Origin of the sequence: Nitrosospira multiformis (assembly GCF_003050865.1) — a bacterium.
GTDB lineage: Bacteria > Pseudomonadota > Gammaproteobacteria > Burkholderiales > Nitrosomonadaceae > Nitrosospira > Nitrosospira multiformis_E.
The window spans coordinates 34,576-57,145 of the sequence record NZ_QAOK01000022.1 but is presented as its reverse complement, the minus strand read 5'-3'; the positions used below and the strand labels follow the sequence as shown (position 1 = coordinate 57,145).

Genomic DNA, 22,570 nt, shown 5'->3' with positions numbered 1-22,570 from the left:
AGCAGAAGCAAACTATTATCAGCAATTGGTCCAAAAGGCCACGGTAGAAGTTTAACTTAAACCAAAAAGCCTCCACGAAAACCGGGGCGATTCAGAGCGAGCAGGCGTTGCTTTTGTGGAAGGCGGGTTTCATCGAGGCCATTGACCCAGGCCCAATGGCTGGGCTCCCAATCCTCACGCCCGAGCTGACTTGGCAAGGTCATGACTTACTCGACACTCTCCGATCGCTTTTGATGCAGAAAAGGGTGGAAGGATGCACCCCAGCAGGGGATAAAAGGAGATAAAGTAGAGGTTGCGATATTTTTTCCGAGGGAATATATGCAGAACCTGAATTTGAAGTTATTGGGGGTTGTTTTTTTCCTGCTTCCGCTTTCATTTCTCTCCGGTTGTGCGGCGGTGGCGGTAACGGGGGCGGCTGCGGGCAGTGGATATGCGGTAGCTGAGGACAGGCGTACAAGCGGCACCATGGTCCAGGATGAGAGCATCGAGTTCAAGAGCAACGGGAGAATCAAGGACAAATTTGGCCGCAAGGTTCATGTGGAGGTCACGAGCTTCAATGATAAAGTACTGCTGACTGGCCAGGTGGCATCTACGAAGGTTAAAAATGAGGTTGGAGACATCGTGAAGGCCGTGGAAGGCGTGAGGGATGTCACTAATGAAATTGCGGTGGGTGAGATCAAGCCGCTTACCGCGCGCAGTTATGACGGCTGGATTACATCCAAGGTCAAGGCGAAGTTCGTGAATGAGGGATTATTCCAGGCCAACCACGTCAAAGTCGTGACCGAGGATGGGGTGGTCTACCTGATGGGGCTGGTGGACCGGGAGGAGGCGCAAAGCGCGGTGAAGATTGCGAGATCCACGGATGGTGTCCGCAAGGTTGTCGAAGTGTTCGAGTATCTGGATTGACATTGAATTTTTTAATCTGCCTGGAATACTGTTCGGCCCGGTCCTTTGAGCGGGCGCTCAAAGGATCAAAGTGATAGCTTCACAGTTTCCGTACCGGGAAGGCGAAAAGGCTAACCAGGTTTCTTGTCGATCTTGTCTGTCCCGGCTTCCGGTTTGCGTGGCTGGCGTGGGGCTGGCTTTTTCCTTCCCTTGGTTCCTGGTTTTTCTGACACTGTTTGATCTGACGGATTGCCGGCAGCCTGTGCGGTTTCTGTCCCGGGCGCAGGAGGTGCTGGCAGCAAATCCGCTTTCTTTTCCACAGCCTTTCGACGGCTTTTTCTTCGCTGATGCGTTTCATCCGGGGAGTTGACGCCGTCGAGCGGCACTGAGGGTGCCACAATCTCAAGTGAAGCAGGAACAGGCGGCGATGCTTCCATTGCTGTGCCATTATCGGCCACCGCACTGCTGCTGCGATAAACGTACGTGCCCGATTTCTCGTCACGGCCCAATTCAAGCAGGCCCCGGGCTTGCGCCTCTTCAAGCAAGTTACCGAAAGCACGAAAGCCATAATAAGATTCGTTAAAGCCAGGTTTACGGCGCTTGATCGCTTGTTTGAGCGTCGAAGCCCAGATTTTTCCGCTGTCGCCGCGCTCGGATACCAGGGCGTCGAAAGTTTCTACCGCCATGTTGATTGCCTGGCTCTTGCGTGCTTCGAGCTCCTCTCCTGGGCGTTTTTCCTCCGCAGGCGCACGCTTCACCACAGGCGGTGCTTCTGTTGTATCGCGTTTCGCCGCAGCGCACTCGATCTCGCGTACCAGATCGTCATAAAAAATGAATTCGTCGCAGTTGGCTATCAGCAGGTCTGAAGTTGACTTCTTGACTCCAACACCGATTACTTGCTTCGCGTTCTCGCGCAACTTGGAGACGAGCGGCGAGAAATCGGAATCGCCACTGATAATGACGAACGTGTTCACATGGGATTTCGTATAACAAAGATCGAGCGCATCAACGACCAGGCGAATGTCGGCTGAGTTTTTACCGGACTGACGAATATGGGGGATCTCGATCAATTCGAAATTTGCTTCGTGCAGCGCAGCTTTAAAGGTCTTATAACGATCCCAGTCGCAATAAGCCTTTTTTATGACAATGCTGCCCTTCAGCAACAATCGCTCCAGCACCGGCTTGATGTCAAACTTCTCGTATTTCGCATCACGCACGCCAAGAGCGACATTTTCAAAGTCACAAAATACCGCCATGCTGACATTTTCCTGAAGTGTGGCCATAAGGTTTGTTGCCTTTCAATAATGGGGGTTAGGGTGATTTCCCCTTCCCGTGTCGACGTGTTCGAAATCCTGTATCAGTTCCCCGATATGCCATACCGCTTCGGGAGGCAGAGCGGGGTAGATAGGGAGGGCCAGCACCTGATCGGCAAGACGTTCCGCCAGCGGCAGCGAGACACCGGCGTGCGATTCCGAGAAAGCTGGCTGCCGATGGCAGGGAATAGGATAGAAAACCGCAGTTGAAATATTATGCCCTGCCAGAAACAGTTGCAGGGCATCGCGGTGCGGATGGGTAACTACGAATTGATGGTGGACGGGAACAGTGCCTTCAAGGACTGCCGGCCAGTTGCATTCCGTATTTTGTAGTGCTTGCTGGTAGAGCGCGGCGAGTTGGCGGCGTCGCGCGTTCCAGTCATCCAGATAGGGAAGCTTGACTCTTAATATTGCCGCCTGGAGTTCGTCGAGACGGCTGTTGAAGCCGATTTCAGAATGCTGGTAGCGATCCTGCCGTCCGTGATTTCGAAGGCATCGCAATCGCGAGGCGAGATCGGGATCGCTACAGGCAATCGCTCCACCGTCGCCATAAGCACCCAGGTTTTTCGTGGGGTAAAAACTGAAGGCGCCGGTGACACCGAAGGATCCAATACCACGATCGTGATAGCGGGCGCCGATTGCTTGTGCTGCATCTTCGATCAGCCACAGGTCGTGGTTCACGCAGAATTCCTGTAACGGCTTTAGATCGACCGGTTGCCCGAAAAGATGGACAGCGATGACGGCCTTTGTCCGCGGCGTCAGTGCCTCCCTTATGCCGTCCACATCAATGTTGTATTGACCGGGTGCGCAGTCGGCAAAACAGGGACGCGCTCTCGCGAGGCTTACCACCTCTGCCGTTGCGAAAAAAGTGAAGGCGGGCACGATTACGTCATCTCCCGCACCTATTCCCAATGCCTTGAGGGAGAGCAACAGTGCATCGGTACCGGAATTGACACAGATGACTTCAGCAGCGCCGATGTATTCCGCAAGCTCGTGCTCCAGCGCCGCGTTTTCTGCGCCGTCGATAAATGCGCCTTTCAAAAATACCTGCTGCACAGCAGCGTCGATTTCTGTACGCAGTTGCTGATACTCTCCAGCAAGGTCGAGTTGCGGAATGGTCACGGACAGGGCCTGAGTATCTGCTGCCGGATATGATGCGCCAGCTCCAGGGCAGCATTGCCTTCCGTCGGCGTAACCTGGGGTAATGAACGGTTGCGGCAGGCATCGAGGAAGGCTGCGAGTTGCAGGCTCAATGTATCTTCCTGTATCCGTTGCGTGGGAAACGGAAGCGTGTGGCCGTTCGCAGCCAAAGGACCCGGTGATCTGCTGGATGCCTTGCGGTAGGTTATCCGGCGCCTGAAATCGATGACCCAGGTTTCATCATTTTCCAGTTCCGCAACCATGCGACGTTCTTCCTGCTCCGTATCCCGCCCCCAATGTACGTCCAGGTATGTCCGGCATCCGTTGGAGAAAGTCAGTTCAACTTCTGCTTCATCTATGGCTGTTAAACCTGAACTTCTACCGGAGGCACGCAGTTCCACCACGGAGGAATCCAGGCTATGCAGAATCAGGTCAAGATCATGGATCATCAGGTCGATGACCACATCCAGCGCGCTTGGTCGCGGGGGATGTCGTGTGGCGCGTACCGATCGGATGGTACGGGCGAGCGGGAGTAGTGCCCTGCCAGAGGCAAAAGCCGGATTGAAGCGTTCAATATGTCCGATTTGCAGGATACATTGATTTGCCTCCGCTACCATTCGCAGTTCCGTCGCCTGGGCCGTGGTTTCCGCAATCGGCTTTTCCAGCAGCACGTCCAGCCCTTGCTGGAGCAGGAAGCTGGTCAGCTCGAAATGCGTAGCAACCGGTGTGGCCACCGATGCCGTGCGGATTGTGGGCGGGAGTTCTGCGGCACATGTAAACCAGGGAACGCCCAGATGCTCAGCCAGGGATTGCGTAATCGGATCGGGGTCGACCAATGCCTGAAGGCGGCTCCCCGGCAGGCGGGAGTAGCACAATGCATGCAAACTGCCGAAATATCCGACACCGACGACAGCGGTATCAAGAGGCAATGCCGGTTCGGGGCCAGGTGATAACAGCACGGGTGCATTCATCGGATTCATCAGGAGAGCGGCATCTCTGCCAGCATCCATATGCCCAGTATCTTTCCCGTTTGCGGATTTTCGATGATGCGCTCCAGCGGAGGAGGAAGGTTGAAAGGCGCCAGCATCAGGTTCACAGAACGCCATCCGCCCGTGGTAACGTCTGTGTTGGCGCTGATCGTTTCATGACTGGTTGCCAGCAGGTACTTTGCCCCGGAGCGGCGAATATTGGAAAGCGCTCGCAGAATATCCGCAAGCGACAGGTGGATCAGGGCATCGCGGCAGAGCACTGCATCACCGCGCGGCAGGTCATCCTCTACCAGGTCGGCAAGTTCGAATCTCCAGTTGGGATGGGGAAAGCGCCGCCGGTTTTCCTCTATCAGCGTGGGAACGATATCGACTCCGATGTATGCATCGAGATCGATTGCAGTATGCTGCCGCCAGTTGCAATCCCCGCAGGGTGCATCCACCAGTGTGCGAACGCCGAGGCGGGCCAGCATGGGGGGAAGTTCGCGCCGCAGTATCTCGGTTCGCTCCAGCGTGGACCCCGGCCCCGAACGGGATTCAGAACTCTGCCAGGCGTTGCGGGTATAGATTTGCTCGAATACGCTGACACGATCGTCCGGATGGCTGTTTTCCCCAGCCTTGCTCTCGTTCTGGTCATTTCGATTCTCTCGGTGTCGATTCTCTCGACGTGTTCGCAGGGTGGCAATGGGACGGTTCCATAACCTATACTTGAGCCGGTAGAGCGACATGACAAGTGGCCAGAGACGCGAGTTGTGGATTTTCACCAGTTCTAACTCGGCTTGCTCAGCGCGTGTTCGCTCCGCTGCGGCTTCAGCCAAAGCGAGATGTTTCTCCTGCTCCACCTGATAGCGCCTTTTGGTGAAATCGGCGATCTCGCGGAGATATCTGCTCGCCGACTGAAGGCGAGAATGGGAGAAGCCTTCCGGTCTTGGTTTCCACTCCCTGGACTCGCGGCTGTGCGCTTCGATTGCCTCCTGGTAAACATGGAGAATCTGCTCGATCGCCGGATCGATACCGGCTTCCGATCGCACACGCCGGGTAACCGCACGCGCTCCGGCCGCCTCGTACTGGTCGAGTTCCCGCGTGATAGTATCCAGAGTAATGGGATTACGCAAACTCCGTATACCGAAGTTGAGCGCGCGAAAGGTTTCATAATTGTCCGGCATGACCATGCCCCCGAGGCCGGCTGCATCACAGGCTATTACAGCTGTTCCGCTGGCAAGGGCTTCAAGGGCGCAACGCGCCTTTGCAAAGACAATATCATAGCTGCCAAGAATCTGTTCAGGGCGGGCTTCGCTGTGTCCGACAGAAAGGCCAATCGCGTCGAGCGCGATGCCGCGGGCGGCACAGGCTTCGCGCAGGATTCCCAGGCAACCGTCCTCACCGATGTAATTGCTGAAAGCCAGGGCTTTGCGCGGTATGGCAGGTAAATCGGTGCGCAGGCCGAATCGCTGCAGATCGACAAAATTGCGTATTACAGAAATACGCTCGGGGGGGATGCCATGGAGGCATTGCAGGCGTTCCCGGCAGAGATCGTCCACGGCAACATAGCGCTGGATCGTAGGAAAGCGCGGCGCCATTTCTTCCCACGGCAGCCAGCCATGGCAGAAGTAGACCGCGGGCGTATCGGGAAAATGCAGCATGGCCGTCATCGCGTCGAGATGATGCTGGCCATGAATAATGTCGGGCGTGACCGTCAGCAGATTGAGATCGTCGATGACGGGAACGGTCGCCGAACGCAACTCCTCGGCAACCGCTCCAAGACGGGTGCTATAGGCCACAGGGTTATGGCCGCGGCGCAGCAGCGCCAAGGCCAGATCGCGGACGTACAGTTCGGAGCCGGCGCGGGTATCGAGCGTGTTATTGGTTATGAGTATCCTCATGGCGCTTTTCCGTCTTTCCCTGCTATATCCGCACAGCCGATATCTTTGTACTCAGCCGATTCATGATTGGCAGAACATGCTCATGAAACCGGATGACGTCCCGGTAACGTCCATCCGCCACGCGCTGTTCCCCGCGGCTTTCATAAAAAGGTTTCTGTTGCAGGAAATTTCGTTCCGGCTCTTTCCCGGGTGAGGCGGACGAAAACAGGTATTCACGGGCAAAAGCGTCTTCGCCATACGAGCGGAACGCATCCTCCACCTCCTGCTGAAGAATTCCACCCGCTCGACTGGCATACTCGCGCATGGTTTCCAGCTTGTGCGCCAGTTCACGCTCGTTCAATTCGATAACGTGCTGTTCGCACCCCTGCTGGCTTACAGGATTCTTGGTTTCTGCGCGACATACAGTTGGCGGCGCAGTGGGTCGCGGATCACCCATGAGGGGGATAGTGTAATGCCGGACAAGGGATTCTTTTCCATCCGCAGCCCTGACGATGTTGGCGACGTCGTTGGTAATAGCCACCGCAGTTCGGACAAGTACCTCGCATAAATCGTGCGTCGGGTTGTAACCCTCGATGGCGTCGCTGACTACCGTGCGAATGTCTCGCGCAGCGATGAGCGCAGCCAACCGCTCGCAGAGGGCATCGAACATGTCGTATTCGCCTTGCAGCATCTTCTGGTAGATTTGCCGGTCGGTGAATTCACCACATACCGAGCCGATTTCAGCCCCCAGTCCCTGCAGGATATTCAAGGTGGACGCCAGCCGGGGCTTATCATCGCTTCCTGAACCGTCGGTAAGAATGCAAACCAGCGGTTTCGCCTGTCCGATCCAGCCGTAGAGGCGCAGTTCATGTCCCGGATGGGCGATTACCAGCAAACTGCGCGTTTCGGAAAGGTTGTCAGAAAGGTTGTTCCGCCGGGCGTCGCTCATTCCAGAACCCTTACATCGAGCGTATTCGGCAGATAAACCTGTGTCCAGAACTTTGCAGTCGGATTGGGCAGCACTTCGAATACGTGGGCGATCTCCACGATATCGAAGAACAGCGCCTGTTGATGTGCGTTGACGGGGTGTGTGAGCGAAATTCTCAAGCTGTATCTGCCGTCGGTCAGCGGGAGCGATGTCCGGTAAAGCACTTCGGCCTGCTGCGACGGCTCCAGCGTCAGCAGCGTCTGACTTTGCATGAGGAAGTCTGCTCCTATCACTGGCGTGCGATTCTTATCGCAAATTTTGTAGTTGGCGGAAAAAGTACAGGTGCGGGCGGCTTCAACGATGATGCGTATGAGGACTGATTGTCCGAATTCTGCCGAACGTACCGGTAGTCCGTTATCATCTGTCATCTCCGCGTAAATTACACGCACATCACCGGTTCCGGAACGGCAGTGATTTGCATTTTCAGCAAAGCGTGCAAGATGCTCCTTCTCCACGCTCTGGAACGGGCTTGCTGCCATCAAGGATCCAGACGCGGAGGATCCAGACGCGGCTCCAGACACCGCCTCCGGGCCGGTGGAGGGAGCAATAGGGTGAGGTGGAGTGACCCCGGTTTCAGAAGCATTGCGTGTGCTGCCAGTTCTCGAATCGCTGTTTTCAGAAACGGTTACGCTTATTTTTCGGTTGTTTGCTTCCTGTACTTCACGAATATAGCGTGCAACGACGTCTGCAGTGGGACCAATTTCCAGTGCACGGCCATGCTTGAGATAAAGAGTGCGCTCACATAACGCGCTCACCGCTCCCACATCATGACTGACAAAGAGGATGGTGGTACCCCGTTCCTGTATCTGCTTCAATGTCACCATGCACTTTGCCTGGAACTCCATGTCTCCTACTGCCAGTGCTTCATCTATGATCAGTACCTCCGGCTCAATCGAGATGGCGACGGCGAATGCAAGGCGTACATACATCCCGCTTGAGTATGTCTTTACCGGTTGATCGAGGAAATCGCCAATGTCGGCATAAGCGGTGATGCGCTCGTAGCGCTGTCTGATCTCGCCAGGATTCAATCCCGCAATCGATGCCGCCATATGGATATTTTCGAGGCCGGTAAATTCCCCGTTGAAGCCGGCTCCCAGCTCAAGCAAAGCTGACATCTTGCCTTTGATATATATTTCGCCCTGGGTGGGCGTCAGTGTTCCTGCGATCAGTTGCAGCAGTGTGCTTTTCCCGGATCCGTTCGGACCGATGATCCCGAAGGTTTCTCCACGACGGATCTCAAAGGAAATGCTGTCCAGCGCCCGGAATTCCCGATACAGTTGCTTCCGGTTACCCCAAAAGCCTTGCAGCAGGCGGTCCTGCGAACGGCCATAAATGCGATAGGTCTTTGACAGGCCCGATATGCGAAGCGCAATATCTGCGCTATTGATATCATCAGTTGCCGTTGGTGGAGAGGAGGCCATGGAGGAATCGGATCTTGTTTCTGCTGTGAGTTCTCTCGGGACTGTCATTACAAAGTCCCGTCGAGGTTCCGTTCTGGCACGATCAAACGCTTCGGATGGAATTGGGAAGTATGGCATGTACGTAATGTATGCCGAGAATTATCTTAGTCGAGAACCGGGGTTTCTGCTACTGAGGGTTTGAGATGTCTAAAGTATACGAAGTATCAGCGATCGTATGGGTTCAAGTTTTTTAAGCAGGACTGATTCATGAGGGAAACCAGTATCCACCCGACAGCCTTTGTCCATCCCGCAGCACAACTCGGCTCGGGCGTAACTGTCGGGGCTTATTCCATTGTGGAAGGGCATGTCACGGTTGGCGACAATACCTGGATCGGGTCGCATGTCGTCATAAAGGGGCATACGCGTATCGGTTGCAATAACCGGATTTTCCAGTTCTGCTCGCTGGGAGATGAGCCGCAGGACAAGAAATATAAGGGCGAACCTACCCGGCTGGAAATAGGCGATCGAAACACGATTCGGGAGTTTTGCACTTTCAACCGGGGCACCGCCCAAGGCGCAGGTGTTACCCGCCTCAAGAATGACAATTTCATGATGGCTTACGTCCATCTGGCGCATGATTGCCAGGTGGGTAACTTCACGACCTTTACCAACAATGCTTCCCTGGCCGGCCACGTCCAGGTGGGCGATTACGCGGGACTGGGCGGATTCACCTCGGTTCATCAGTTCGTTCGCGTCGGCGCCTACAGCTTTACCGGTTTAGGCACCGTGTTGACTCAGGATTTGCCGCCTTATATCCTGGCGGCAGGGAATCCAGCCGTGCCTTACGGCCTCAACTGGAGGGAGCTCAAGCGCCGGGGATTTTCCGAATCCACCATTCGCGCACTGAAAAATGCTTACAAGCTGATATACCGATCCGGCCTCCCTTTGAAAGAAGCGGAAGTGCAACTCATGCAGCTTGCTAGCGGTACACCGTCTGTCCAGCGTTTTCTTGATTTCATTTCCGTGCGCGGACGTGGAATTATCCGGTAAACTTAATAGTATCTGATCAAATCCGCCTCGATTTTGCAGTTTTTTTTGAAAATTGGTAGAACAGCAGTATTATTCGTCTTTATTGCCGAGGTGAAACGCGATTTACTGAATCACAATCTGAGCGGGAGAATCGTCATATGAAGAATCAAAAACAGAAAGCGATTGCACAGGTAACGCGGGCGGTGGTTAACGGAGGATTGTTTGCTGGCTGCCTGTCGTTCAGTTTCGTTGCGTATGCGGACATCAACTTTCAGTTTGTATACAAGGATGCGCCGGGTACGGGGTTTCTTGATCCCGTAAATGGTTCCGGTCGACAAGCTGCGCTTAACACCGCTGCCACCGAATTCTCCAGAATGTTTGGCAGCCACTTCACCAACTCAGGCACTATCATGTTGGAAGCGACGGCGACTAATAGTCCTCAGGGTGATACCCTGGCATCGGCCGGAAGTGAATATGTCGATCGTGGAGTAGCAGGCTTCAATCTTGACGAAGTCGTGCGTGAGAAACTCCAGACAGGCATTGATCCCAACGGAAGCAAACCCGATGGCTCTCTGGACATCAACTTTGGGAACAATTGGGAGCTTGGCTTCAACGCGCCGGTTTCGAGTGAGCGATATGACTTCTACTCCACGATGTTCCACGAATTTACGCATACGCTTGGTTTCTCTTCGTCCATAGGGCAATTCGGCGATCCACTTCTCGGTACACGGCACGCTGGAAGCTGGAACACCTTCGATAGCCACATAGTGGACAAGAACGGCACCCCGGTCATTGATCCCACAACTTTCGCGATCAACGAGACGGTCTGGGACGCGGGCAGCGTGGGGGATGGAAGTCCCGCAGGAGGTCTGTTCTTCGATGGAACCAACGCCGTAGCGGCAAACGGGGGTAATCCAGTAGGCCTATATACCCCATCCCCGTGGGAGGAGGGGAGCAGCGTTTCTCATCTGGATGATAATAATAGCGCTTATGCGGGAATGATGATGCTGGCCGCCTCTGATACGGGACCTTATGCCCGCGACTACAGCGCGCTCGAAATCGGCATTCTCCATGATATTGGATATACAGTAACGGCTGTGCCCGAACCGGAGACCTACGCGATGATGCTGGCCGGGTTGGGATTCCTGGGCTGGGTAACACGGCGCAAAAAGCGCCATGACCAGTGATTCTGCCGGAATAATTTTTCGTGCCGCTGCCCTGCGGCGATTCCGCAGCCTGGTTTTCCTGGCTTATCGAGTACGGTCATTACCGCACTGGATTTTCCCCGTCAGGCTGCTCCCTGTTTTCATATTGTTTTTTGCCGGGTCAGCGTCCATGGCAGGCGAACGCACCTTGGGACCTGATGGTCCTCCACTCGCTTACCCTATCCAGGAGGTCAATCTCCATCTGACCCGCCAGCCTGGCAAGGCGGCCTTTCCAGTTCGGCGGCTCAGCCTGTCGGGCAAGGGAACGGCTGCATTCGAACAAGGGGAAGAATTTCTGCAAGTTTCCTACTCTACCAGCGCACTGGTTGCCCTCCTGAACGAGCTTTACAGGATTCGTTTCTTTGAACTTCCTTCGCAATATACCGCGCGCTATTCTGTCTTTCTCAAGGACGATGGAATGATTGCGACTTCTGCATTGCGCATGATGGATGCAGGGAGCACACGCATCTGCTTTGCGGTGACCGGCTATGAAAAATGTGTTACCTATGGACGTGATGGTCCGTATGACCTGGAAAATATTGTCAACGGCGTTTTTGACGATCTGGAGAAGCGCGCGGTCGGGAAATAGAGAAGCAGAGAAACGGAGAAATAGGAAGTAGGAGAACTGCACCCCAGCATAAACTGTTTTCGAAAACGAATCCTGAAAATTCTGTGCGGGCGGATTATGCTACGATAAATACAAGCATTGTCTTTCCCGGAACCCGGAAATCTTCATGCCACAATATCCCGATACACTCGGCGCGCTCAATCGCTCCGCGCCACTTTCGGATAAACTGAAGAGTCTGCATGAAACTCTTCACAGTCGGTTTCCATTCATAGATCGCATCTCGGTGGTACTCTACGACCCCAAAACGGACGACTTGAAGACATTCATTCATAGCAGTGGCGGATCGTCTCCACTCACGTTGTATCAGACCAAGTTAAGCGATACTAAATCTTTACGCCAAATCCTGAAGACCGGTACGCCCCGGGTCGTCAATGACCTGTCGATTTTCACGAATAGTAAACAAGAACATACCAAACGGATCGTCGCGCAGGGGTATGGGGCGAGCTATACCCTGCCGATGTATCTGAAGGGGGAGTTTTTCGGGTTCGTATTCTTCAACTCCTACCGGAAAAATGTATTTAATGCGGAGACGCTGCATTTCCTGCATGTATTCGCTCATCTGGTCTCACTGGTCGTAATCAATGAATTCTCGGTTGTTCGCACCATGATTGCCACTGTCCAGGCTGCCCGCGAGATCGCGAACCTGCGCGATACTGAAACAGGCGCGCACCTCGATCGCATGTCGCGCTATGCCAGGATAGTTGCCCGCGAACTCGCTCCGAAGTACGCCTTCAACGACGAATATGTCGAATATGTGTTTCTGTTTTCGCCATTGCATGATATTGGCAAGATCGGAATTCCCGACAGTATCCTGCTCAAACCCGGGCTTCTTGACATGAATGAGCGGGAGATCATGAAAACGCATACCGGCAAAGGTCGGCAGGTCATTGACCGGATGCTGGTCGACTTCGGGATCGAATCCGAATACGTTTCCATCCTGCGCAACATTGCCGAACATCATCATGAAACGCTGGATGGTAAAGGCTACCCCCAGGGGTTGAGCGGTGATCGGATTCCCATGGAATCACGTATCGTCGCGGTAGCGGATGTATTCGACGCACTCACCAGCCGCCGTCCTTATAAAGAAGCATGGAGCATTGACGATGCTATTGGAGAATTGCGGAAGTTGGCAGGGAACAAACTGGATCCGGATTGTGTTGAGGCGCTCATCGGGAACCGGGCGCAACTGGAACAGATCAGAAATCAATTCAAGGAAGATTTTTACGGGTAGTATATAACTCGCGGAATTGCAGCGCTGGCGGCCTTGGCTCCAGCAATCAAGTCCCGGTAGAATTTTACTGATCGAGTCGAGGAGGTAGCATGGCAAATGAGGGTTACCACGAACCCATTGAGGAGCTCTCCGACGAAACACGGGACATGCACAAGGCGATCGTTTCGCTGATGGAAGAACTGGAAGCGATAGACTGGTATAACCAGCGCGTGGATTCCTGCAAGGACGAGGAGCTCAAGGCAATTCTTGCGCATAACCGTGATGAGGAAAAGGAGCACGCGGCGATGGTGCTCGAATGGATTCGCCGTAAGGATCCGGTCTTTTCGATGGAAATGAGAGACTATCTGTTCACTGACAAGCCCATCGCCCACAAATCATAATCAATGATGACCCATCGATTTATCTGGGCAAGCTTTTCAGCCAGCGTTCCCTTGCGCTGCGTGCATTCGCGAAAAATCTTTCGAGCGCATCACCATCGCCATGCGCCAGCATTCCACGCACGGCTGTCAATTCCTTCTGGTACGCATCGATCTGGTTGAGCAGCGCCTCCCGGTTGCCAAGACATATGTCCCGCCACATCTCGGGAGAGCTGCCAGCGATACGCGTCGAATCGCGGAAGCCGCTGCCGGCAAAACGCAGCAGCTCGTTGTCATGCGCGTCATTGCTTCCATCGGCTCCGGCAGAGACGACATGATTCATCAGCACAAAGGCAAGAACATGGGGGAGATGGCTGACAGCAGCCAATATCTCGTCGTGCCGGGTCGCACTCATCCGGGAAACCCGCGCTCCGCAAGCCTCCCATAATTCCGTTACCTTTTGCGTTGCCTCCCGGCTGGTTTCCTTGAGGGGCGTCAGTACAACATTTTTGCCGCGAAACAGATCTGCATTGGCTGCGCCTGCTCCGCTCTTTTCAGCACCGGCAACGGGATGTCCGGGAACAAAATTTTTCAGATGAGGGGCGAGATGGGAATGTGCTGCCGCTACCACATCCTGCTTGGTGCTGCCCGCATCTGTCACGATGGTGGAGGACGCCAGATATGGGGATATCTGCGCCATGATTTCACCGGTTTGTCCGACCGGCACAGCGAGGAACACCAGATCCGCATCCTTCAAGGCTGATTCAATGTCGCTGGCAATCTCGTCTATCTCGCCCAGCGTGAAGGCCCGTCGCATGTTTTCCCTGCTGCGGCCAACGCCGGTGATATGCCTGACCACACCTGCCTTGCGCAATGCGAGCGCGAATGAGCCACCGATCAGGCCCACGCCGATAACCACCAGTTTGTGGATCACGGTAGTGGTCATCGTCGGAATCGGTTTGTGTGAGCGGTTGATGTCACGGAGAGCCTTGCATGGCTGCTACCTGTATCCAGCTATTCATCAAAGACTTCGTCCGATTACTGCCGCTATTCCTTTCAGCGATCCCATCAGATCACGAAATTCCTCGGGATTCAATGCCTGATCTGCGTCGCACCAGGCTTCGCATGGGTTAGGATGCATCTCCACCAGCAGGCCATCCGCCCCCGCTGCGACTGCCGCGCGCGCCAGGGCGGACACCATCCATGCCTTCCCCCCCGCATGGGAGGGATCGACGATTACCGGCAAGTGCGTTTCTTTTTTCAGCACGGGGATGCACGTTACATCCATTACGTTGCGATAAGCAGTTTCAAAGGTGCGTATGCCGCGTTCGCAGAAAATGATGTTATGGTTCCCTCCTGCGGCGATGTATTCTGCCGCCATGAGCCATTCGGAAACGGTTGCGGACATGCCGCGCTTCAGTATCACGGGCTTGTTGATGCGCCCCACTTCTTTCAAAAGTTCGAAGTTCTGCATGCTGCGTGTACCGATCTGGATCACATCCACATCATACTCAAGGAAAGTGTCCAGCATGCGCGCATCCATCAATTCCGTGACGATTCGGAGGTTGTGCTTGTCCGCAGCCCTGCGGAACATTTTCAATCCTTCTTCGCCATTGCCCTGGAAGGTATAGGGACTGGTGCGGGGCTTGAAGGCGCCCCCACGCATCAGCTGGCAGCCCGCATCCGCGACATGTTGCGCCGCCGAATCCATCTGCTCCTGCGTTTCCACCGAACAGGGGCCTCCAATCACCTGCACCTGGTCGCCGCCAATCGGCACGCCCCCCACATTGATTATCGAATTATCCTTGTGCCATTCGCGCGACACGATCTTGTACTGCTTGACGATATGCATCGAATATTCGACACCGCTCAGCGTATCGAATATTTCAGGGCTGAGCTTGCGCTCATCGCCAATTGCACCAATTACGGTGCGTTCGGTGCCGCGCGAAACGTTCGCGTCGAGATCGAAGCTTCGAATTTTTGCAACCACCGTGTCGATCTGCTCTTCGGTGGCGCCGTTATTCATGACAATAATCACGCTGATCCCCCCGCTGCAACCTGGGAGACTCTCGCCGTCATCTCCGGTATTGTGTCTGCTGCTGCCCCTCCCGCCGTCTCCAACGCTATTGCCAGCGATTTCAGGAATTTCTCATTTTCAGGTTCCAGCCCGACAGTTACCCGGAGATGTTCCGGCATTTCATAGATGCTGATGGGGCGGACAATCACGCCCTGCCTCAATAGGCTCTCATTTACTGCCTTCACATCGCCCGGCACCCGAAAGCTCAGGAAATTTCCGTAGGATGGAATGTACTCGATTCCCATCTGGCGCAGTCCGGTGACAATCTGCAGCATGCCCGCCTGATTGAGCGCATAAGAACGCTTTACAAATTCCTCATCCTGCAGCGCAGCCACCGCGCCGGCGAGACCGATATTGTTGACGTTGAATGGCTGGCGCACGCGGTTCATCAGACCGGCAACTTGAGGATGCGCAAGGCCGAAACCGACGCGCACGCCTGCCATGCCGTAAGCTTTGGAGAAGGTGCGGGTAATGAGGAGATTGGGAAACTGCTTCAGCCAGGCAATGCTATCTCCCTTGAGGGCGGGTGGCAGGTACTCGTTGTATGCTTCATCGAGTACGACCAGCACATCCGGGGACACACGCTCGAGAAAGCGCAGTACATCATCGGCAGGCAGCAGAGTGCCGGTGGGATTGTTGGGATTGGCAATAAATACAACCCGTGTTTCAGGCGCCACGGCATCCAGCATGCCGTCAAGATCATGTCCATAGTTCCTGGCGGGAACGGAAATGCCGATTCCACCCACTGCTTTCGTTACCAGTGGATAAACCGCAAAGGCATGCTGCGAATAAACGGTCGAAGCTCCCGGCTTCAGGAATACGCGGGCGGCCAACTCCAGAACGTCGTTGGAACCGTTGCCCAGCACGATCTGATCGCTGGTCACGCCGTAGCGCTCAGATAAAGCTGTTTTCAGTTCAAAACCACTTCCGTCCGGATACAACGAAACCTCGCCGAGCGCCTTGCTCATTGCGTTCAGAGCCATTGGACTGGTTCCCAGGGGGTTTTCATTGGACGCAAGCTTGATGATGGACTGTTCATCCATCCCCATCTCCCGCGCCAGTTCAGAAATAGGCTTGCCGGGTTGATAGGGACTGATGGCACGGATATACGCAGGAGCGAGATCGCAAATATTCATAAGATGGTACCGTGAATTGCAGAGGGAAGAAAAAGCAGAAAATAATAACCGTCAACGAGACAGGCAATCGCATAAAAAGCATGGATTCATGCTTGCAATAACCCGTTTCTTGGCCATAGGCAAATCTTCGTCATGGCCCGCGGCACCAGAAATACCGGGGATTTCGGGATTCGGAGCTGCAATGATATGACGTTGAATTTTTCGCAGGGTAACAGGATCATCGCACGGGCTCACTTTACGGGCATGGGATTTCGGGGTAGCGCATGGAGGTTTGTGGGAAAACAGAAGAGCAGGGTCAGGCTGCGGGATATGAACCGAGCACTTTGAGAAACGCTGCTTTTCCCACCAGTTCGTGCAGCGCCTGAGAGACTTTCGGCTCCTGCTGGTGGCCTTCGACATCCACGAAAAACACGTATTCCCATAAACCCGCACGGGACGGACGCGATTCAAGCCGGGTCATGCTGACTCCATGATGGGCGAACGGGGCCAGTAGCTCATGTATGGCGCCCGGCCGATTCCTGACCGACGTTACCAGCGATGTCTTATCCCTGCCGGAAGGTGCAACTTCCTGCTCGCCTATTATCAGGAAGCGCGTCGTATTATTGGGATCATCCTCGATGTTCTCGGCACAGACAGTGAGGCCATATACTTCTCCTGCCTTTTTTCCTGCCACTGCCGCAGCGCTTTCATCTTCCGCCGCCAGTCTCGCGGCATCCGCATTGCTTGCGGCGTTGATCCTTGCCGATGCGGGTAAATGGGGCAGATTGGCATTGAGCCACTCGTGACACTGGGAAAACGATTGAGGATGAGAGTAAATCCTGCGAATGCGTGCAAGGTCGGCATGATGTGCCAGCAGAAGCTGATGTATGGCCAGCGCCACTTCACCGCACACCTTCAACCGCGTTTGCAGCAACAGATCGAGCGATCGGCCCACTGCGCCTTCGGTCGAGTTCTCTACCGGCACAACACCATAATCCGCCTTGCCGGCCTCCACCTTGCGAAATACGTCATCTATCGAATTGCACGGCAGGGAAGTCACAACGCTACCGAAGCGCTTGAGTGCCGCCTCTTCGGAAAACGTGCCTCTCGGCCCCAGATATGCGATCGTCAGAGGTTCTTCCATGGATCGACAGAGAGACATGATCTCCGTAAATAACCGCCCAACCTGTTCATTCTCCAGGGGTCCCGGGTTCAGTTCGCGCATCCGCGCCAGCACCTGAGCTTCACGTTCGGGCCGATACGCAGTGCCATTCTTGATTTCTCCGATTTCGCGTGCGATATCTGCCCGCGCGCTCACCAGTTTCAGGAGCTCGCTGTCGATTGCATCTATCTTGTCGCGGAGCTGTTTGAGTTGAGCGGTCATCGGGGGATAATTTTTGTCTTGAACCGTGCCTGCCAAAGCCATAGACTGAGATGGCAGCTATTTGGCCGGTATGGGCAGGTAGCGCACATTCAGCACACCCTTTATCGCCGCAATCTCGTCGATCGTTTCTTGTGGTACCGGACTATCGACATCCACCAGGGTATAGGCCATTTCGCCGCGGGACTTGTTGCCCATGGTGTGGATATTGAGACCGGCTTTCGCCATGGCGGTTGAAATTTGGCCCACCATGTTCGGTACGTTGGCATTCGCAACGGCCAGTCGATAAGGGGATTCCCGCTCCATTGCTATATTGGGGAAGTTGACTGCATTGGTAATACCGCCGTTCTCCAGATAATCGATTACCTGCCTCGTCACCATCACCGCGCAATTCTCTTCCGCTTCCTGTGTGGATGCGCCCAAGTGCGGCAAGGTGATCACCCTTGCATGATGTTGAAGTTTTTCGCTGGGGAAATCGCTTACGTAATATTTTATCTTCCCCATCTCGATTCCTTCGAGTACGGCATTTTCATCCACGATGCCGTCACGCGAAAAGTTGAGCAGAATTGTACTGTTTCTCATGCTTTGCACAACCTGCCGGTTGACGAGGTGCCGGGTCGAGTCCACTAGGGGTACGTGCAGTGTTACAAACTCGCTGTTGCGCAGCAGAGCTTCAATGCTTTCCGCTCGCTTGACTTCTGAAGACAGGTTCCAGGCTGCGTCCACAGTGATATTGGGGTCGTATCCCATCACCTTCATGCCAAGCCGAAGCGCTGCATCAGCCACCAGGCGTCCTATAGCGCCCAAACCGACAATGCCCAGAGTGCGCCCCGGCAATTCGGTCCCCGCGAACTGTTTCTTGCCGTTTTCGGCCAGCTTGTTCAGGGTCTCGTTATCGCCTTCCAGTTTCTCGGTGAAATGAATCGCCGGAATCAGATTGCGGGAGGCGATCAGCAGGCCCGCCAGCACCAGTTCCTTGACCGCGTTGGCATTCGCCCCCGGGGCGTTGAAAACAGGCACGCCGCGCAGATTCATGGCGTTGACCGGTACGTTGTTCGTGCCTGCCCCAGCCCGGCCTATTGCTTTCACACTGGAAGGAATATCCATGTCCAGCATGTTATGGGAGCGCACCAGAATCGCATCGGGCTCGGCTGTATCGCTGCCCACCTTATAATGGCCGGAATCAAAAAGCTTGAGGCCCAGCGGCGAAATCTGGTTGAGCGTCAGTATCCGGAAAATTTTATGTGCACGTTCAGGCATGATTGCTCGCAAATTCTTTCATGAATTCCACCAGAACCTTTACGCCTTCAAGCGGCATTGCGTTGTATATCGAAGCGCGCATTCCGCCGACAGAACGATGGCCTTTCAACTGGATGAGGCCGCGGGTTCGCGCCTGTTTCAGAAACTCTTCATCGAGCGCCGGATCTTTTAAAGTGAACGGCACATTCATGCGCGACCGGTCGGGTTTTGCCACGGGGCAATGATAAAAATCAGTAGTGTCCAGAAAGTCATACAGCAGGCGCGCCTTGGCAATGTTGATTTTCTCCATTGCCTGAAGCCCGCCCTTCTGTTTCAGCCACTCCACCACCAGCCCCGTAATATACATGGCATAAGTCGGCGGCGTGTTGTACATGGAATCGTTATCGGCGTGAATCCTGTAATCGAACATGGTCGGTGTGCCCGGCACGGTTGTTCCTATCAGATCCTCGCGCACGATGACAATACACAGACCTGCAGGACCTACGTTTTTCTGCGTGCCGGCATAAATCAGCCCAAACCTGCTTACATCCAGGGGGCGTGACATAAAGGCGGAAGAAATGTCCGCCACCAGGGGCATATCGGTACCCGGCAAGTCCGGAATCCAGTTGAACTCCACTCCGCCAATCGTCTCATTGGGCGTGTAATGCAGATAGGCCCCATCCGGATCGATGTTCCATTTATCCTGCGTGGGCGCATACGTAAAATTTGCATCTTCCGAGGAAGCTGCAACGTGAACGGCACAATATTTTTTCGCTTCCTTGATCGCTTTCGTGGACCACTGGCCTGTATTGATATAGTTGGCATTTTTTTTGCCGCGCAACAGGTTCATTGGCACCATCGCGAACTGGCTGGAAGCGCCGCCGGACAAAAAGAGCACCTTGTAATTGGCAGGGATACCGGCCAATTCCCGCAAATCCGCCTCCAGCCTCGCTGCGATCGACATGAATTCCTTGCCGCGATGGCTCATCTCCATCACCGACATGCCGCTGCCGTGCCAGTCGAGCATTTCGTCGCGCGCCTGCTGCAAAACTTCCTTCGGTAATACTGCTGGACCTGCACTGAAGTTATAGATGGGTTCCATCGGAGTTCCTTATGAATTCCTTATGCGTTCCTTACCCTGGCTGTTTCACGGCTGATCCGTGGCTAAGCCTTCCCCTAATCCTGGCGCTTCGTCAGTTTCCACGACCCTTTCCAGCCCGGCAAGTTTCTCACCCTCATCCGGGTTGATCAGTATCACGCCCTGCGTTGCCCGGCTCATCTCGCGAACCTCTTTCACCCGTGTGCGGATCAGCACGCCCCCGGTCGTGATGAGCATGATTTCGTCATCCTCGCGCACGAGCCGTGCCGCCACGACCTTGCCGTTTCGCTCGGTCGTCTTGATCGCGATCATGCCCTGCGAACCACGCCCGTGACGAGTGTATTCGCTGATGGGAGTACGCTTGCCATAGCCATTCTCGGTTGCGGTCAGCACTGCCTGCTCCTCGCTCTCGGCTACCACCAGCGAGATCACCTTTTGCCCCTTGCCCAGCGTCATCCCGCGCACGCCCCGGGCGCCCCGTCCCATCGGGCGTACGTCATTCTCGTCGAAACGCACGGCTTTTCCGCCATCGGAGAAGAGCATCACATCATGCTTGCCCTCGGTCAGCGCCACGCCGATCAGAAAATCATCCTCGTCGAGACCTACCGCTATGATGCCACTCGCGCGCGGTCGCGAAAACTCCGACAGGGGTGTTTTTTTCACTGTGCCGAAGGAAGTTGCCATAAATACATAACGGTTGTCATCGAATGTCTTTACCGGAAGAATGGCATTGATCTTCTCGCCGCGTTCGAGTTGCACCAGGTTGACGATAGGCTTGCCGCGGGAAGCGCGCCCTCCCTGCGGCACGGAGTACACCTTGATCCAGTAGACCCTCCCCCGGCTGGAAAAACAAAGGATGTAGTCGTGCGTATTGGCGATAAACAGGTTGTCGATGAAATCATCATCTTTGGTGCCCGTGGCCTGCTTCCCGCGGCCGCCCCGTTTCTGCGCCCGGTAGTCATCGAGCGGCTGGGACTTGATGTACCCATTGTGCGACAGGGTCACGACCACATCCTCGGAGGCGATCAGGTCCTCCATGCTCAGATCCTGGGTATTGATGACGATCTCGCTGCGGCGTTTATCACCAAACTGTTGCTTCATGGCAACAAGTTCCTGGGTGATAATGGCCGTGATGCGCTTCGGCCGGGCAAGAATGTCGAGAAGGTCGGCTATTCTTTCCATTACATCCTTATATTCGCTGACAATCTTGTCCTGCTCGAGCCCTGTCAGGCGTTGCAGGCGCAATTCCAGTATAGCCTGCGCCTGCGCATCGGAAAGGTGATAATCGTCATCGAATAACCCGTATTCGGGCGCCAGACCCTCGGGACGGAATTGTTTTGCATCCACTGCAGCGCGCGCCAGCATTTGCTCCACCAGTTGCGAGCGCCACACTCGCGACATCAATGCTTCCTTGGCTGCTGCAGGCGTCTGCGCCGCCTTGATCAGGGCAATCACTTCATCCACATTGGATAATGCGACGGCGAGTCCCTCCAGCAGGTGGCCGCGTTCACGCGCCTTTTTCAACTCGAACACGCTGCGCCGCGTAACAACCTCGCGCCGGTGGCGCAAGAATGCCTCCAGCATCTGCTTCAAATTCAGCAGGCGCGGCTGCCCGTCAAGCAGGGCCACCATGTTCATGCCGAAGGTGTCCTGCATTTGCGTTTCTTTATAGAGATTGTTCAGCACCACCTCGGGTACTTCGCCGCGGCGCAGTTCGATAACCACACGCATTCCCGATTTATCCGATTCGTCGCGCAAATCGGAAATGCCTTCGATTTTCTTCTCCCGCACCAATTCTCCGATACGGACAAGCAGATTGGCCTTGTTTACCTGGTAGGGCAGCTCATCGATAATGATGCTCTGGCGTCCGCCCCCTTTTTCCATATCCTCGAAGTGAGTGCGCGCGCGCATGACCACGCGCCCACGGCCCGTGCGATAGCCTTCCCTTACGCCAGTCACGCCGTAGATCAGGGCGGCGGTGGGAAAGTCCGGGCCCGGTATCAGGTCGATCAGATCGTCAATAGCGATTTCAGGGTCCTTCAGCAGGGCGAGGCAGGCATCCGTCACTTCATTCAGGTTATGCGGTGGAATATTGGTTGCCATGCCCACCGCAATGCCGGACGAACCATTGATAAGCAGGTTCGGGATTTTGGTCGGCAGGATCAGCGGCTCTTTCTCGGTCCCGTCGTAGTTAGGGCCGAAGTCAACCGTTTCCTTATCCAGATCGGCCAACATCTCATGCGCGATGCGCGACATGCGGATTTCGGTATAACGCATTGCCGCCGGGTTGTCGCCATCCACGGAGCCGAAGTTACCCTGTCCATCCACGAGCATGTAGCGCAGCGAGAAATTCTGCGCCATCCTTACTATAGTGTCATATACGGCGGTATCACCGTGGGGGTGGTATTTACCGATGACATCACCGACAATGCGCGCCGATTTTTTGTAGGGGCGGTTCCAGTCATTGGAGAGTTCATGCATAGCGAATAGCGCCCGGCGGTGCACCGGTTTCAGGCCGTCGCGCACATCGGGTAATGCGCGTCCCACGATGACGCTCATGGCGTAGTCGAGATAGGAGCGGCGCATCTCCTCTTCGAGGCTGATCGGCAGGGTTTCTTTCGCGAATTGATCCATTA

At 54.9% G+C, this 22,570-nt stretch carries 20 protein-coding genes; 6 read left to right on the top strand and 14 right to left on the bottom strand.

The window, feature by feature from the left end:
* Positions 1-56: 56 nt before the first annotated feature.
* A complete protein-coding gene (locus C8R21_RS15920; protein WP_181258920.1) occupies positions 57-203 on the bottom strand; it encodes a hypothetical protein in 147 nt (48 codons plus the stop codon).
* Positions 204-318: 115 nt separating this feature from the next.
* On the opposite strand from C8R21_RS15920, the gene C8R21_RS11520 reads away from it, so the two are divergent.
* On the top strand, positions 319-906 hold the full coding sequence (locus tag C8R21_RS11520) for a BON domain-containing protein (protein ID WP_107762826.1): 588 nt from the start codon (positions 319-321) through the stop codon (positions 904-906).
* A gap of 110 nt (positions 907-1,016) precedes the next feature.
* Here the strand turns inward: C8R21_RS11520 and C8R21_RS11515 are convergent, their stop codons facing one another.
* From C8R21_RS11515 to C8R21_RS11490, 6 genes are read right to left on the bottom strand one after another with little or no spacing between them, the layout of a single operon-like run.
* Entirely contained in the window at positions 1,017-2,168 is a 1,152-nt protein-coding gene (locus C8R21_RS11515) for an NYN domain-containing protein (RefSeq protein WP_107762825.1), read from the bottom strand.
* Between the two features lie 15 nt (positions 2,169-2,183).
* Positions 2,184-3,320 carry a DegT/DnrJ/EryC1/StrS family aminotransferase gene (locus tag C8R21_RS11510; RefSeq protein ID WP_219906650.1) on the bottom strand — a complete coding sequence of 379 codons (1,137 nt, stop codon included), beginning with the start codon at positions 3,318-3,320 and terminating at the stop codon, positions 2,184-2,186.
* Positions 3,317-4,348 (bottom strand): Gfo/Idh/MocA family protein, encoded by a 1,032-nt coding sequence (locus C8R21_RS11505; protein WP_181258919.1) that lies wholly within the window; start codon positions 4,346-4,348, stop codon positions 3,317-3,319. Before C8R21_RS11505 ends, C8R21_RS11510 begins: the two co-directional genes overlap by 4 nt.
* Positions 4,318-6,207 carry a glycosyltransferase gene (locus C8R21_RS11500; protein ID WP_107762824.1) on the bottom strand — a complete coding sequence of 630 codons (1,890 nt, stop codon included), beginning with the start codon at positions 6,205-6,207 and terminating at the stop codon, positions 4,318-4,320. Before C8R21_RS11500 ends, C8R21_RS11505 begins: the two co-directional genes overlap by 31 nt.
* A gap of 22 nt (positions 6,208-6,229) precedes the next feature.
* On the bottom strand, positions 6,230-7,135 hold the full coding sequence (locus C8R21_RS11495) for a hypothetical protein (protein ID WP_107762823.1): 906 nt from the start codon (positions 7,133-7,135) through the stop codon (positions 6,230-6,232).
* A complete protein-coding gene (locus tag C8R21_RS11490; RefSeq protein ID WP_181258918.1) occupies positions 7,132-8,595 on the bottom strand; it encodes an ABC transporter ATP-binding protein in 1,464 nt (487 codons plus the stop codon). The genes C8R21_RS11495 and C8R21_RS11490 overlap by 4 nt, the downstream gene beginning before the upstream one ends.
* Positions 8,596-8,841: 246 nt before the next feature.
* On the opposite strand from C8R21_RS11490, the gene lpxA reads away from it, so the two are divergent.
* From lpxA to C8R21_RS11465, 5 genes are all read left to right on the top strand, one after another.
* Entirely contained in the window at positions 8,842-9,624 is a 783-nt protein-coding gene (lpxA, locus tag C8R21_RS11485; protein WP_107762821.1) for an acyl-ACP--UDP-N-acetylglucosamine O-acyltransferase, read from the top strand.
* Positions 9,625-9,761: 137 nt separating this feature from the next.
* Positions 9,762-10,790: a PEP-CTERM sorting domain-containing protein gene (locus C8R21_RS11480; RefSeq protein ID WP_107762820.1), complete on the top strand. Its 1,029-nt coding sequence runs from the start codon at positions 9,762-9,764 to the stop codon at positions 10,788-10,790.
* Entirely contained in the window at positions 10,780-11,397 is a 618-nt protein-coding gene (locus tag C8R21_RS11475; RefSeq protein WP_258192372.1) for a hypothetical protein, read from the top strand. Before C8R21_RS11480 ends, C8R21_RS11475 begins: the two co-directional genes overlap by 11 nt.
* Before the next feature lie 145 nt (positions 11,398-11,542).
* Positions 11,543-12,667, top strand: coding sequence for a GAF and HD-GYP domain-containing protein (locus C8R21_RS11470; RefSeq protein ID WP_107762819.1), 1,125 nt, complete (start codon positions 11,543-11,545; stop codon positions 12,665-12,667).
* Positions 12,668-12,756: 89 nt separating this feature from the next.
* Positions 12,757-13,047, top strand: coding sequence for an encapsulin-associated ferritin-like protein (locus C8R21_RS11465; protein WP_074744780.1), 291 nt, complete (start codon positions 12,757-12,759; stop codon positions 13,045-13,047).
* A 19-nt stretch (positions 13,048-13,066) separates the two neighbouring features.
* Here C8R21_RS11465 and C8R21_RS11460 read toward each other — a convergent pair whose 3' ends face one another.
* The 7 genes from C8R21_RS11460 to gyrA form a co-directional block, all read right to left on the bottom strand.
* Positions 13,067-13,969 carry a prephenate dehydrogenase gene (locus C8R21_RS11460; protein WP_107762818.1) on the bottom strand — a complete coding sequence of 301 codons (903 nt, stop codon included), beginning with the start codon at positions 13,967-13,969 and terminating at the stop codon, positions 13,067-13,069.
* 75 nt (positions 13,970-14,044) lie between these two features.
* The gene (aroF, locus tag C8R21_RS11455; protein WP_107762817.1) at positions 14,045-15,061 is read right to left on the bottom strand and encodes a 3-deoxy-7-phosphoheptulonate synthase; all 1,017 of its coding nucleotides are present in this window, start codon (positions 15,059-15,061) and stop codon (positions 14,045-14,047) included.
* The gene (hisC, locus tag C8R21_RS11450; RefSeq protein ID WP_107762816.1) at positions 15,058-16,236 is read right to left on the bottom strand and encodes a histidinol-phosphate transaminase; all 1,179 of its coding nucleotides are present in this window, start codon (positions 16,234-16,236) and stop codon (positions 15,058-15,060) included. Before hisC ends, aroF begins: the two co-directional genes overlap by 4 nt.
* Before the next feature lie 295 nt (positions 16,237-16,531).
* Positions 16,532-17,599, bottom strand: a complete 1,068-nt coding sequence (gene pheA, locus C8R21_RS11445; RefSeq protein ID WP_107762830.1) for a prephenate dehydratase — start codon at positions 17,597-17,599, stop codon at positions 16,532-16,534.
* Between the two features lie 57 nt (positions 17,600-17,656).
* On the bottom strand, positions 17,657-18,856 hold the full coding sequence (locus C8R21_RS11440; protein ID WP_107762815.1) for a phosphoglycerate dehydrogenase: 1,200 nt from the start codon (positions 18,854-18,856) through the stop codon (positions 17,657-17,659).
* The gene (gene serC / locus C8R21_RS11435; protein WP_107762814.1) at positions 18,849-19,937 is read right to left on the bottom strand and encodes a 3-phosphoserine/phosphohydroxythreonine transaminase; all 1,089 of its coding nucleotides are present in this window, start codon (positions 19,935-19,937) and stop codon (positions 18,849-18,851) included. Before serC ends, C8R21_RS11440 begins: the two co-directional genes overlap by 8 nt.
* A gap of 45 nt (positions 19,938-19,982) precedes the next feature.
* On the bottom strand, positions 19,983-22,568 hold the full coding sequence (gyrA, locus tag C8R21_RS11430) for a DNA gyrase subunit A (protein WP_107762813.1): 2,586 nt from the start codon (positions 22,566-22,568) through the stop codon (positions 19,983-19,985).
* Positions 22,569-22,570: the final 2 nt, after the last annotated feature.